This window comes from Streptomyces sp. MB09-02B, from assembly GCF_033794485.1.
Taxonomy (GTDB): domain Bacteria; phylum Actinomycetota; class Actinomycetes; order Streptomycetales; family Streptomycetaceae; genus Streptomyces.
The window spans coordinates 1-12,538 of sequence record NZ_JARGEE010000269.1; the positions used below are offsets into that span (position 1 = coordinate 1).

The following is a 12,538-nucleotide window of genomic DNA, read 5'->3' on the forward strand; positions in this document are numbered from 1 at the left end:
GAAGTGGACCCTCACCGACGGCGGCGGCGGCTACTACAAGCTCCGCAACGTGAACAGCACCCTCGTCGCCGGAGTCGCCCAGTCCTCCACCGCCAACGGCGCAGCCGTCGTCCAGTGGGGCAGCGCGAGCCTCGACGACCAGCTCTGGAAGATCGTCCGGGTCAACTGACAGCTCCCACCAGTGTCATGACAGGGCGCGGGAACCGCCGACGAAGCGGTTCCCGCGCCTGCCGTGCTACTTCTCGCTAGGCCGTTTGACCCGGGGGGGGGGGGGGGAAGTTGATGCGTTCACTGACGACGGGGAAGCCGGCCTTGGCGAAGTTCGCGGCCATGGGGAAGTTGCCCCGGTCCGTCGCTCCGCTGACGAACTCCGCGCCCTCTTCGACAAGGAAGTGGGTGCATTCCGCGAGGAGGTCGTAGGCGTAGCCGTGACCGCGCTGTTCCGGGACGACTCCGATAAAGCCGATGGTCGGTCCGGAGGGGTTGTGAGCCGGGATGTGGATGCCGGCCAGGTCGCCCTCCGGCGTGTGCGCGGTCTGCCACCACTCCCGCGGGGAGGGGCACCAGTGGAAGAAGTCGAGTTCCTCCTGGGCGGCCTGATCGAGGCCGCCCTCCTCGATGGCCTTGAGCGCGTGGGCGTCCAGGGTGACGGAGTGGATGCGGCGCAACGCGTCGAAGAACACGGTGTCGTCGGGTTCGGCACTGAAGCGCAGGCGTCCGGGCCGCTCGGGCAGACCTCGCTCCGGGGTCCAGCGGTACAGGAAGCGTTCCACCAGGGGTTCGTACCCGGCGGCTCGTGCGGCGGCGAAGCGTGCCTCGGCGGCGGGGCGCAGGTCGGGCTTGTCCCGCCAGCCGCCAGGCAGATTGATCTCGAGTTCGACCTGCCAGGGAGCGGAGCGCAGGAGCTCGGCCCCCGCCTCCTCCTCGCCCTCGGTCACGTCGAACCAGTTGATGTTGAGGGGCTCCGAGTCGTCGGGGCCGCCCCACCACGCGCCGCGTGCGACGACCTCGCTGTCGCGCAGGGCGACGCGCTTCCAGTCGGGGCGGAACCTGGTACGCCGATGGCCTTCACGGGCGCCCAGTGGGTCGGGGAGAGCGTCGAAGAGATGGGCGTCGCTCACGGTGAGCGCGCGGATGACCGGATCGGTCATGGGTTCCTCCGGAATACAGGCTGCTTGGAGCGCTCCCGGTCAGAACTCATGAACCTCATGAGCCACGCCGGGACAGCGGAAAAGGGAGCGCTGAAAAGGTGTGAACCGCACGGCACTCGCCTCCTTCCGTCCAGCCAGGGCGTGGAGTCACACGGTATGTGCACCTCCGCTGGTCCGTCCACGGTTTCGTGATCTGCTCAGTGGGTTCGTCGTCGGTAGTGGCGGTCACCCTCATGAGTGGGCCCGCGGCGAGGTGCTCGTCGTGGCCGCTTCGGCGCGGGAGAGGGCGACGTCGAGTACGACCAGGAGTGCGTCGCGGACCGAGCCCGTCCGGCGCGCGTCGAAGACGACGAGCGGGACGTGTTCGGCGACGTCCAGGGCCCACCGCACTTCGTCCAGGTCGTGTTCGACCTCGCCGTCGAAGGCGTTGACGGCGACGGCGAAGGGGATGTGCTTGTGCTCGAAGTAGTCGACGGCGGCGTAGCAGTCGTCGAGGCGGCGGGTGTCCACGATGACCAGGGCTCCGAGGGCACCTTCGACGACGTCGTCCCACATGAAGCCGAACCGGTCCTGGCCCGGTGTCCCGAACAGGTACAGCTTCAGCGTCGGGTCCAGCGTCAGGCAGCCGAAGTCCATGGCGACGGTGGTGGTGGTCTTGTCGGGGGTGTGGGTGAGGTCGTCGACGCCCGCCGCGACCTCGGTGATGGCGGCCTCCGTGGTGAGGGGCCGTATCTCGGAGATGGAGCCCACGGTGGTGGTCTTGCCGACCCCGAAGCCCCCGGCGATGACCAGTTTGACCGGCAGCGGCGGCCGCTCAGCCGCTGTCACGGAGTGTGTCCCGTGAGTCGGGGACGGCACGGAGACCATGGATGACCCTTCGCAGTACGGTGATGTCCTGGGCGGTCCGGGCGCTGGGCACGTGGACGGCCAGGTGCCCGGCGGCACACAGGTCCTCGGTGAGCACCCGGACGACGTTGAGGTGCAGTCGCAGACGGGCGGCCAGTTCCGCCACGGACTGCGGCTGCCGGCAGGCGGCCACGAGGTCGTGGTGTTCGAAGGCGAGCGTGCCGAGGGCGGAGAGCCCGGCGGCGGTCGCCACGATCTGCGTCTCGATCGGGATCGGTACCGCCCTGCCCGCCCCCGACACCCGTCCGGCGGTCAGCAGGAACGGCCGGATGGCCGGGGCGCGTCCGACCGGTTCCGGCAAGCCGCCCCCGTTGTCTCGTGCTGTTTCCAGTGGTTCTCGTCCGGCGTCGGCCATGACGCCCTCCTGCCTCGCGGGGGATGGGTCAGCCGGCCGGTGTGGAGCCGACGCTGTTCTTGAGTTCCATCACCAGTTGGGGGGTGAGCGCGGCCCCGGCGCGGTTGGCGAAGAGGGTCATCTCGTAGGCGATGTTGCCCAGTTTCGCCTCCTTGGAGGCGACCACGCCGAGGACGGCGCCGTTGCCGATGGCCGAGACCAGCACATGGCCTCCCTCCAGGTCGATGATGACCTTGTTGAGGCCGCCCAGGCTGTAGTTGCCGGAGACGCCCGCGGCGAGGCTGGTGACGCCGGACACGATCGCGGCGAGGCGCTCGGAGTCGGCCCTGTCGCGGAGTTGGGAGACGGCGATCAGCAGTCCGTCGGACGACACCGCGATGGCGTCCACGACACCGGCGGTGTCGGTGGCGAACCGGTCGAGCAGCCAGGTGAAGTCGGCCGCCGCGGTTCGCAGATCGGCGGGGTTCGCCTGTTCGGAGGTGCTGTCACCTGTCGACGTCGTCACTGCCCGTCTCCTTCTGGCCTTCTGGGGTTTCCGGTCCTGCGGTGGTGCCGGTCTCGTCGGCGGTCGCGGTCGAGGTCGCGGCCGCGTCCTGTTCCGCCCTGCGTACGGCGGCCTCGAACTCGTCGAGTTCCGAGCGCACGGCGTCGGCGTCCAGCGGCTGTCGCGGCGCCGGACCGCTCCGGTCGGCCGCCGGGGTGGTCACGGTGAGCGTCGCGCCCCGGACCCGTCGCCGCAGGGGGCGGGTGGCCGCCTGCGCAGTGCCCTCGGGGGTGGTGGTGTCGTCCGAGCCGAGGCGGGCCGGGACGCGTCGGGGCAGGTCGCTGTGGGGTGACACGATCGTCGGCCGCCGTTCGGGAACGGTCGCGGTGGCGGCTGGTACCGGTGCGGGTGCGGGTGCGACGGTCGTCCTCTCGGTCCTCGGCGCGGGCACCGACCCGGTCCCGGCCGGTGTGTCGTCCAGCGGACTCATCGTCAGCAGGAGCGAGGAGGGGATCCAGACGGTGCCGGTGACGCCACCGCCCGGTGTGCGGCTCAGGGTCACGTGAAGCCCGAGGTGGCGGGCGAGGCTGCCGACGACGAAGAGGCCGAGCACCTTGGTCGGCACCAGGTCGAGCCGTTCCCGGCGGACGAGGCGGGCGTTCTCCTCGGCGAAACGTTCCGCGCTCATGCCGAGGCCGTGGTCGATGACCTCGATGAGAGCGCCGCCGTCCTTGGTGACATCGGTGCCGGGCCGCACGACCACTTCGACGGGGGTGTGGGACGGGGAGAAGGAGACGGCGTTCTCCAGCAGTTCGGCGAGCAGCAGGGTCAGGTCGCCGATGATGTCGGGGCCGACGGTGATGTCCGTCTCGGAGCGCAGGGACACCCGCTGGTATCCCTCGATACGGCCGAGACCGGAGCGTATGACATCGGCCAGGGTGGTGGGCCGGGCCTCGACGTCCGTCTCCCGGATCCCGGCGAGCAGCATCAGACTGTCGGCGTTGCGCTGGAGCCGTACGGCGATGTGGTCGATGCGGTACAGCTGGTCGAGCAGGTCGGGGTCGGTCTCCTCGCGTTCCACGGCGTCGATCAGCGACAGCTGACGGGTGGTGAGATTGCTGACTCTGCGGCCGACGTTGCCGAACATCTCGGCGACGTTGCGTCGGCTCAGCATCTGCCTCTCCAGCAGAGCGGCGGCGGTGACCTGCACATGGTTGAACGCCTCGGCCAGTTCGCCGATGTCGTCGCGGACCGGGACCGGGATGGCCTGGGGCCGGAACGGGGCGGTGTCGGTGGACTCGTCGTCCGCGACACGGGCGAGTTCCTCGCCCGCGGCCGCGACCACCCGCTGAGCGGAGCGGGTCAGGGCCGTCAGGGGGCGGACGACCGAGCGGCGGACCAGCACGCAGAACGCCAGCCAGGCGGCGAAGCCGAGCAACGCCAGACCGAGCATCAGCCATGCCCTGTACAGGGCGTTCGCGGACAGGGAGTCGGCCTGGGCGGCGGTCTGCCGGATGAGGGTCCGGGTGATGCCGAGGCGGGTGTCGGCCTGCCGCTCTCCGGCGGCGATCCTCTCGCGCAGTTCGCGTGTGGTCTGCGACTGCAGGGATGCCGGATCGACCTGCAGTTCCGCGAACTGTGCGGTGATGGCGTTCTGTTCGGCCGCGCGCTCGATGCCGCCCATGCGCAGGACCTGGTCCGGCCTGGCGATACGGCTGAAGCGCTCGGACTGGTGGGTGAAGAGTTCGTGGGCGCCGACCGCGCGCGTGTACTCGGTGAGCGCGTTCGCGTCACGGGTCTGGGCGGAGAACACGGCGCTCTCGAAGGCCGCGTGGCCCGCGTCCGCCCGCAGTACGGCGTCCAACAGGTTGGTGACCGAGGACTGCGAGGTCGCGGCGAAGCGGTCGAGACCGATGCCGTCGATGAGATAGCCGACCGCGGCGGCGTAGGCGGGGTCGATGTTGGCGGCCGGCACGTAGTCCCGGCCGAGCTTGTCGCGCAGGGAGTCGAGGCCGGCGATGTACGCGAGGGCCTGCTTCTCCTCGGCCGGCAGGCTCGACCCGAACGCCGAGCGCACGGCCGCCACGCGTGCGTCGGTGGCCCGCTGCGCCTCGCGGTACGCCGTCGTCGACGGCTGGGCGGCCCCCGGCCGGGCGGCGTCGTACTGCACCGACAGCAGGAGTGCCAGCCGGTGTTCGGCCTGGATGTCATTGGCGAGCGCCGCGACCTGCTCACTGTCACGCACCAGTTCGGCGACCCGGTCGGCGTCGCGGACCTGCTCGATCTGGCCGGTGACGCCGACGCCGAGGAGCGCGCCGACGACCGCCACGGGCGCGATGACGAGAACGTTGAGTTTCCGCCGGAAGGGCCATCGGGCGAGAACGGAGACCGCCCTGCGGCGGAACACAGGAGTCCGGTCCGTGCGGCCGGGCGGCGGCTCCACTGTGTTCGTGGGCACGCTGACCTCCTTCGCTGTACGGGTGAGTGGTGACCGCTGTGTCGTCGCGGCGGGACCGTCGACGACCTGGTGGCCGGGATGGGCCGGACGCTCGCACAGGTTCGCCGGGTTCGCCGGGTTCGAGCGATCGGACACGTGGTTCGAACGACGGGATCACGTCATGTGTCCGGATCGGGTCGGTCGGAGACTATCGCCTGTGTGATCGCTTTGAGCCTGTGTGTAATCAAGAATTGATTACGAATTGTTCACGCACGCCTACTGAGCGGTAGTGCCTCCCGTGGAGGGACCGGTCGGGGCCCTGCTACATTCCCACCGCGACAACCCGCCGGGCAGCGGCCCGAGGTGCTGCCGCCGTTGCGATTCCGGCTGTCTGCCGGCCTGTTCCTCTCCTCCCCCCACGCAATCCGTACCCCCTCGTGCCCAGTTGAGGAGACCCCGTGCACTCCACCCACAGAGCGACCGCGGCAGCCGTCGCGTTCCTGGTCGTGGCCACCGCCACGGCCGGCTGTGACAGCGGTTCGACCACCGACGCGTCCACCGTCGGGGCACGGGAGCCGGGTTGTCCCGCCGTCCTCGCCGAGGCGAAACAGGCGGTCAAGGAGGCCGAGGACATCAACGCCCCCTGGGGCGGCCCCACCACCGGCCCGAAGGCCGTCCCCGGAAGGACCATCGCCTACATCGCCCAGACCATGACCAACCCGGGTGTCTCCGGGGTCGCCCGGGGCGTTCAGGAAGCCGCCAAGGTCATCGGCTGGGACGTCCGCACCATCGACGGACAGGGCACGCCCGCCGGTATCCGGGAGGCCTTCGCGGAGGCCCTCGCCCTCAAGCCCTCCGGCATCGTCATCGGCGGATTCGACCCCAAGTCCGTGACCGAGCAGGCCGAACGGGCGAACGCCGCGGGCATCCCGCTGATCGGCTGGCACGCCACGGCCACCCCGGGGCCCAGCGCGCGTCCGAAGCTCTTCAGCAACGTCACCACGAGAGTCGAGGACGTCGCGAAGATCAGCGCCGACTGGATCATCGCCCGCTCGGGCGGCCGCGCCGGAGTGGTGCTCTTCACCGACGCCTCCATACCCTTCGCCGCACGCAAGTCCGACCTGATCAGGAAGCAACTCGCCACCTGCCCCGACGTCGACCTGCTCAGCTACGAGGACATCCCCATCCCGGAGGCGGGCAGCAGAACCCTCGACAAGGTCGCCTCCCTCCAGTCCCGGTTCGGCGACAGATGGACCTACTCCGCCGCCATCAACGACCTGTACTTCGACCACGCGGCACCCGCGCTGCGCGCCGCCGGACACCAGGGCGACGGCGCCCCGTACAACATCGGCGCCGGTGACGGCGATCCGTCGGCCTTCGAGCGCATCAACGGCAAGCAGTACCAGTCCGCCACCGTGCCCGAGCCCCTGTCCGAACAGGGATGGCAGATCATCGACGAGTTCAACCGCGCCTTCGCGGGCGAGCCCGCCAGCGACTACGTCGCCCCCGTCCACATCACCACCGCCGACAACAGCGGTGGCGCGCTCTCCTGGGACTCGGAGGGCTACCGACAGGCCTACCGCAAGATCTGGGACAAGTAGGTACGGGCGGACAGCCGACCGCGCGCCACGTCGGAGGTCAACCGTCCCGCTGAAAGCGGTCGTCGGCGACGGAGCCGTCCTGGGAGGCGGTCCAGGAGGCGAGGAGGCGGAGTGCCTCTTCCGAGGGTGAGCCCGGTTCGGCGGTGTAGATGAGCAGGGTGAGGCCCGGTTCGGCGTCCACGGTCGAGCCGTGCCAGGACAGGGTGAGGTCGCCGACGAGCGGGTGGTGGAAGCGTTTGGAACCGGTGCCGTGGCGGCGGACGTTGTGCGAGCCCCAGCGGACGCGGAACGCGTCGCAGCGCGTGGACAGTTCGCCCACCAGGTCGTGGAGGTCCTTGTCATGGGGGTCGCGGCCGGCCGCGGTGCGCAGTACGTCGACGGTCATGTCGGCGATGAGGTCCCAGTCCGGGTAGAAGCGGTGCGCCGCTGGGTCGAGGAACTGGAAGCGGGCCATGTTCGGCGTCGTCGAACGGTGGCCGCGGTCGGTGACGGGGCGGTCGGCCTGCTCGGCGCGGAGCGGGTGATCGCGATGAGCCGCCACGAGTCCCGGCAGAAGCTCGCGCTCGACTTCGGCGCCACCGACATCGTCGCCGAGCGCGGCGACGCCGGCGTCGAGAAGATCAAGGAACTGACCGGCGGCTACGGCGCCCACTCCGTCATCGAGGCGGTCGGCACCCAGGAGTCCATGCTCCAGGCGGTACGCTCCACCCGTCCCGGCGGCCACGTCGGCTATGTCGGCGTCTCCCACGACGTCACGCTCGACGGGCAGGAACTGTTCTTCTCCCACGTCCACCTGCACGGCGGCCCGGCCCCGGTCCGCCAGTACCTGCCGCAGCTGATCGACCTGATCTGGAAGCGGCAGATCGACCCGGGCAAGGTCTTCGACCTCACCCTCCCGCTGGAGCAGGCCGCCGACGCCTACCGCGCGATGGACGAACGCCGCGCGATCAAGGTCCTGCTGCAGCCGTGACGGACGCACCGGCCTCGTACCTCTACCGACACAGCACCGTGGCCTACTCCAGTGCTTTCGTCGACCCACCACCGCAGCCAGGTGTGAGCACTACGTCCGCCAGGGCGGCACGCACTCCGGCAGCCGGGCGGTATGGAGGGCCCCAGTCACAACATCTGCGTATGACGTCTCAGCCGCACATGGATGAGCTGTTGTACGAGAAGTAGTGCCTGACACCGTTGACATCGTCCATGTACCAGCGTCCGGAGCTGTTGCGGTAGATCCCGCGCGAGCCCTTGTAGTGGATCTCGCCGTCATCGCTGTCCATCCGGAGCTTGTTGTCCGCCTTGCCGAAGGTCTTCGGGCCGACGATGCCGTCGTCGTCGAGGTCGTTGGCGCGCTGCCAGGCCTTGGTCGCTGCCTGCGTTCTCGGACCGAAGCGGCAGTCATAGTCGTCGGCGCTGGTGAGATACCCGTCGCTCACCAGCACGACCTGCCAGAGAAGGACGACGTTGTTGTGGGAGTTGCTGTTGACGGAGAGGGGGCCCTCGTCGCCCCAGTCGTCGGTCACCACACCCGCACCGTAGACCCCGCCCTGCGAGACACTGGCCTGCGCGGGCAGGGCGCCCACCGCACATGCGAGCAGGGCCGCGGTCACGGCTGTGGCGCATCGGCGTACCCGTGTCCCTGAAGCGGATTTCGTCATGCCTTGTTCTCCCTCACTGATCAGCGGTACGCGTGACTGATCGCCATGGCGGACCGGCATGGCGTAAGCGGCTGACCGGTCCGCGAAGGCAGTCGGTCAGGTGGTCTTGCTACGGGGCAGATACCGCTCGAGCCACGGATCGCTTGCCCGTTTCTGATTGCTCCTTGAGCCTCGCTGACGCGAGCATGACCCGACCACGGTTTTTCGACCTGCCTTATCTCACCAGAACCCTGCGGAACCTGTTGTTACCGCTCGTTCCGCGCGCCGCCTATTTCCCCGACTTCCTCACCCCTCCCGAAGGCGTGCAAGGCCTTGATGCCGGCCTGGAAGCCATCCTGGCCACCCCACCGCACCGGGTCCTGGACGAAGTGGGTCAGCTGGCCCGCACCAGTGGAGCCCCCGCCTGGGCGCCCCGGTTGGCGGAAGCGAAGATGCGCAAAGAACTGACAGACGCGATGCGGACGTACCACGACACGGTCATTGCCCCGCACAGCGACCGTATTCAGGCCCGCATCGAAGCCGAACGGGCCACCCGCGCCCGCGCAGTGCTGGACGCCGGGGCCGCCGGGATCGTCCAGAACCTGGGGCCCGGCCTGAGGTGGCGGCACCCCGTCCTGCATGCCGTCTATCCCGAGGACCGAGACCTGTGCCTGAACGGTCGTGGCCTCCTTCTGGTCCCGTCGTACTTCTGCTGGGGCAATCCTGTGACCTTCGGGGACACCACGCTGGACCCCGTCCTCCTCTACTCACTCCGCCATGAGCCACATCGCACGACGCTGCCTGGCGACCTCGGCTCCGGGGCTTCCCTGGCAGTCCTCCTCGGCCGCACCCGCGCCACCGTTCTGCGGGGCGCGGCCACCGGAGCAACCACCGGAGAACTCGCTCGCGCCGCGGGAGTCTCCGCGTCATCGGCCAGCCAGCATGCCACCGCTCTGCGGGATGCGGGCCTCATCGTCAGCCACCGTCAGGCCTCCTCGGTACTGCACACCCTCGCCCCCCTCGGAGCCGCACTACTGCGCGCCAACACCCCGGCTCCCCGGTGAGCATGCGCACGGCAGCCCGCACCCTCATGGGCGGTTGGATCCGTCAAGACGATGAGGCGCCCGCGGAAGCAGTGGGTCTCGTTGCGCGAGCAAGGAACCGACCCCTGCTCGGGCACCTCGAACAGTGCCTCGCTCAGCCTGGACCTGGACGCACGCCCCCTCGGCTCCAGGGCTGACGTCCTGCCGTGCTCCCGTGCGCAGGGAGGCATCCGGCACCGGCGACCCGACCTCCCTTCGGGCGCAACTATCAGGCCTGCTCGCGTGGTGGCGTGTCCCCTGACGCCTCGCGGGTGAGCATGTGCGGAACCAGCCCTCTTCCCCAACGAGGCGATGCGATGCCCGACCGCGCCGACCGTGTCCGCCCCGAGGGCGTCGCAGCAAGCAGGATCCTGCGGCGACAGCCGTCGGAGCAGTGGCTGTTCAGCGGTATCTACGGGCTGGTGCTGGCCAGTGCCATGGCGGCCGCGCTGGACGCGACGGGGGAGGAGGCCGATCCCGGCGCGGACGCGCTGTGGGTGCTGATCACCGCGCTGGCGTCCAGTGCCGCCCATGGGTACGCACACGTCATTGCCCAGCGTGCGTTCGTCGACGGGGCAGCCACCGCCAGCCGACTGCGGTCGGTGCTCGCGGAGTGGCCCTTGGTCGCCACCGTGCTGCCCACGGTGGGTGTACTGCTCGCCGCCGTAGCCGGGTGGTGGGCAGAGGCCACTGCGGTGGACGCGGCCCTGCTGATCAACACCGTCGCCTTGTTCGCCTTGGGCGCCTGGGCAGCCCGCAGGGCCGGGCAGGGATGGCCGTCCTCGTGCCGGGCTGGGGGCCTGGACATGCTGATCGGCCTAGTGATCATCATGCTGAACACCCTGATTCATTAGTTCCCGAGGCAGACCCCCGCGTCCGCTGAGTCGGTGTCCAACCTGTTCACGTAGCAGGCGGTACAACGGACGGCTCCCGCAGGCCGGATGGCTGCGGGAGCTTTCCCATGCCCGACGGGACCCGGCCGGTGACCTCGTTCCAGTGCAGGACGCGGTCACACCAGCGACGCAGGAGTGTCTGGTCGTGGCCCACGGCGAGCAGACCGGCACCGGTGGCGGCGCGGTAGTTCTCGACGGCCGCCACCAGTGCGGCCGTGGTGGAGGCGTCCAGCATCGCGGTCATCTCGTCGCAGATCAGCCAGCGCGGGCGCAGGACCAGGGCGCGGGCCAGGCAGGCGCGTTGCAGCTGGCCGTCGCTGAGTTCGTGGGCGCGTCGGTCCAAAAGGTCGGGGGTGAGGCCGACGGCCGGGGCCAGTTCGGTCATACGCTCCGGTACTTCGTCGCGGCGGCCGGTGGCGCGCAGGGGCTCGGCGATCAGGTCGATGAGCCGCAGTCGGGGGTCGGCGGAGAGCCGGGGCTGCTGGAACACGACGCCGATGGCGGTGCGCAGGTCGCGTGGGGCGCGGTGCCGCCAGTGCCGTACGGGCTCGCCGTCCAGGACAAGGGTGCCCGTCTCGGGGCGGTGCAGCAGGGCCGCGACGCGGGCGAGGGTGGACTTGCCGCAGCCGCTGGGCCCGAGCAGGCCGACGGCTTCACCGGGTGCGACGGTCAGGGAGGCGTCGCGGACGACGGGGGCTTTCCTGTCGTATCCGGCGGTGATGTCGTGCAGTTCAAGCACGGAGGTCCTCCGGCGCGTGCGGGTGGTGGCAGGCGATCTGGCTGGTTGTCGGTGGGAGGGCCGCGCAGGCGTCGGTGGCCCGGTCGCAGCGCGGGGCGAAGGCGCACCCGCCGGGAAGGCCGCCGAGTTCGGGCGGCATACCGGGAATCGGAAGGAAGGCGCGCTCGGGCAGGGCCTGGAGAAGGCCCCGGCTGTAGGGGTGGCGAGGGCCTGGGGTGCCGAAGAAGGCTTCCGCGTCGGTGAGTTCGACGATCCGGCCCGCGTACATCACGGCCACGCGGTCGGCGATGCGTTCGGCGGCGGCCAGGTCATGGGTGATCATCAGCAGGGCCCGGTCGCCGTCGTCGACGTGGCGTCGCAGTTCGTCGACCGTGTGGTCCACCAGGTCGCGGTCGAGTCCGGTCGTGGGTTCGTCGGCGAGCAGCAGGGGTGCGTCGCCGACGAGGGCGAGGGCGGTGGCGGCGCGCTGGGCCAGGCCGCCGGAGAGCTGGTGCGGGTGGCGGTCGAGGTGGTCGGCGGGGAAGGCGGCGCGTTCGGCAGCGCTCTCGGCCGCCGAACGCACGGCGGTACGTCCCCGTGCGTCGGTCAGCGTGCTGACCGTTTCCTCCAGTTGGGAGCGCACCGTGCGCACCGGCGTCAGATGCGCGGCGGGGCTCTGCGGGATGAGCCCGATCAGGCGGCCCCGCACTGTCCGTGTGAGGGTCCGTTCGTCGGCCGTGAGCAGGTCGAGTTCGCCGAGGTGCGCCCGGCCCGCGCTCTGGGCGTTGGAGGGGAGCAGGCCGAGCAGGGCGGAGGCGAGGACCGACTTGCCGCAGCCGCTCTCGCCGATCAGGGCGAGGCACTCGCCGGTCGCCACGTCGAAGTGGGCGTCGGTGACGGCGGCGATCCGGCGCCCGCCGGGCATGCGGAAGCGCACGGACAGCCCGCGCACCGAGAGGACGGGAGGTCGGTCGGTGACCGTCACAGCATCAGCTCCGATCGACGGCGCGGGTTGATCCGCTCCCGCCAGGCTCCGGCGAGGCCGGCGATGGCGAGTGTGGGGACGATGACGAACAGCCCCGGGAAGAGGGTGGGCCACCACTGCCCGGCGAGCAGCGATCCCTTGGCGTCCTGGATGAGGTTGCCGAGGCTGGCCATGTGAGTGGGGAGGCCGAGCCTGAGGTTCCCCTCGTAGCGTGGAGCCGTGACAGCAGGGGAAGTTGAGTGTCATGGCGGAGAAGCGTCGGAAGTTCACGGCGGAGTTTCGTGAGGGGGCG

Annotated in this window: 13 protein-coding genes and 2 pseudogenes; 5 read left to right on the forward strand and 10 right to left on the reverse strand. The window is 70.3% G+C overall.

Annotated elements, in window-relative coordinates; genetic code table 11:
* The coding region (locus P1P70_RS29945; RefSeq protein WP_319243256.1) for an RICIN domain-containing protein at positions 1–169 on the forward strand (169 nt) is incomplete at its 5' end.
* Between the two features lie 76 nt (positions 170–245).
* Here P1P70_RS29945 and P1P70_RS29950 read toward each other — a convergent pair.
* The 5 genes from P1P70_RS29950 to P1P70_RS29970 all read right to left on the reverse strand — a co-directional run bounded on the left by P1P70_RS29950 (position 246) and on the right by P1P70_RS29970 (position 5,354).
* Positions 246–1,151, reverse strand: a complete 906-nt coding sequence (locus P1P70_RS29950; protein ID WP_319243232.1) for a GNAT family N-acetyltransferase — start codon at positions 1,149–1,151, stop codon at positions 246–248.
* Positions 1,152–1,382: 231 nt separating this feature from the next.
* Positions 1,383–2,018, reverse strand: coding sequence for a GTP-binding protein (locus P1P70_RS29955; protein WP_319243235.1), 636 nt, complete (start codon positions 2,016–2,018; stop codon positions 1,383–1,385).
* Positions 1,966–2,412 (reverse strand): DUF742 domain-containing protein, encoded by a 447-nt coding sequence (locus tag P1P70_RS29960; protein ID WP_319243237.1) that lies wholly within the window; start codon positions 2,410–2,412, stop codon positions 1,966–1,968. The genes P1P70_RS29955 and P1P70_RS29960 overlap by 53 nt, the downstream gene beginning before the upstream one ends.
* A 28-nt stretch (positions 2,413–2,440) precedes the next feature.
* A complete protein-coding gene (locus tag P1P70_RS29965) occupies positions 2,441–2,917 on the reverse strand; it encodes a roadblock/LC7 domain-containing protein (RefSeq protein ID WP_239750102.1) in 477 nt (158 codons plus the stop codon).
* On the reverse strand, positions 2,898–5,354 hold the full coding sequence (locus P1P70_RS29970; protein ID WP_319243241.1) for an ATP-binding protein: 2,457 nt from the start codon (positions 5,352–5,354) through the stop codon (positions 2,898–2,900). Before P1P70_RS29970 ends, P1P70_RS29965 begins: the two co-directional genes overlap by 20 nt.
* A 437-nt stretch (positions 5,355–5,791) precedes the next feature.
* Between P1P70_RS29970 and P1P70_RS29975 the strand changes: the two genes are divergently transcribed.
* Positions 5,792–6,934 carry a substrate-binding domain-containing protein gene (locus tag P1P70_RS29975; protein ID WP_319243243.1) on the forward strand — a complete coding sequence of 381 codons (1,143 nt, stop codon included), beginning with the start codon at positions 5,792–5,794 and terminating at the stop codon, positions 6,932–6,934.
* Positions 6,935–6,971: 37 nt separating this feature from the next.
* On the opposite strand, the pseudogene P1P70_RS29980 reads toward P1P70_RS29975, so the two are convergent.
* Positions 6,972–7,391 (reverse strand): annotated as a pseudogene (locus tag P1P70_RS29980) (transcriptional regulator); the annotation flags it as partial.
* 9 nt (positions 7,392–7,400) lie between these two features.
* Here P1P70_RS29980 and P1P70_RS29985 point away from each other — a divergent pair.
* Positions 7,401–7,904 (forward strand): annotated as a pseudogene (locus P1P70_RS29985) (zinc-binding dehydrogenase); the annotation flags it as partial.
* A 169-nt stretch (positions 7,905–8,073) separates the two neighbouring features.
* Here the strand turns inward: P1P70_RS29985 and P1P70_RS29990 are convergent.
* Entirely contained in the window at positions 8,074–8,589 is a 516-nt protein-coding gene (locus tag P1P70_RS29990) for a peptidoglycan-binding protein (RefSeq protein ID WP_319243246.1), read from the reverse strand.
* Positions 8,590–8,753: 164 nt separating this feature from the next.
* On the opposite strand from P1P70_RS29990, the gene P1P70_RS29995 reads away from it, so the two are divergent.
* Both P1P70_RS29995 and P1P70_RS30000 read left to right on the forward strand, forming a co-directional pair.
* Positions 8,754–9,632 (forward strand): helix-turn-helix domain-containing protein, encoded by an 879-nt coding sequence (locus tag P1P70_RS29995; RefSeq protein ID WP_319243248.1) that lies wholly within the window; start codon positions 8,754–8,756, stop codon positions 9,630–9,632.
* Positions 9,633–9,967: 335 nt separating this feature from the next.
* The gene (locus tag P1P70_RS30000) at positions 9,968–10,504 is read left to right on the forward strand and encodes a hypothetical protein (protein ID WP_319243250.1); all 537 of its coding nucleotides are present in this window, start codon (positions 9,968–9,970) and stop codon (positions 10,502–10,504) included.
* A gap of 46 nt (positions 10,505–10,550) precedes the next feature.
* On the opposite strand, the gene P1P70_RS30005 is transcribed toward P1P70_RS30000, so the two are convergent.
* The 3 genes from P1P70_RS30005 to P1P70_RS30015 are packed head-to-tail and all read right to left on the reverse strand — an operon-like array spanning position 10,551 to position 12,419.
* Positions 10,551–11,282 carry an ABC transporter ATP-binding protein gene (locus tag P1P70_RS30005; protein WP_319243253.1) on the reverse strand — a complete coding sequence of 244 codons (732 nt, stop codon included), beginning with the start codon at positions 11,280–11,282 and terminating at the stop codon, positions 10,551–10,553.
* A complete protein-coding gene (locus P1P70_RS30010) occupies positions 11,275–12,186 on the reverse strand; it encodes an ABC transporter ATP-binding protein (RefSeq protein WP_319243259.1) in 912 nt (303 codons plus the stop codon). Before P1P70_RS30010 ends, P1P70_RS30005 begins: the two co-directional genes overlap by 8 nt.
* A 56-nt stretch (positions 12,187–12,242) precedes the next feature.
* Positions 12,243–12,419: a hypothetical protein gene (locus tag P1P70_RS30015; protein ID WP_413471578.1), complete on the reverse strand. Its 177-nt coding sequence runs from the start codon at positions 12,417–12,419 to the stop codon at positions 12,243–12,245.
* Positions 12,420–12,538: the final 119 nt, after the last annotated feature.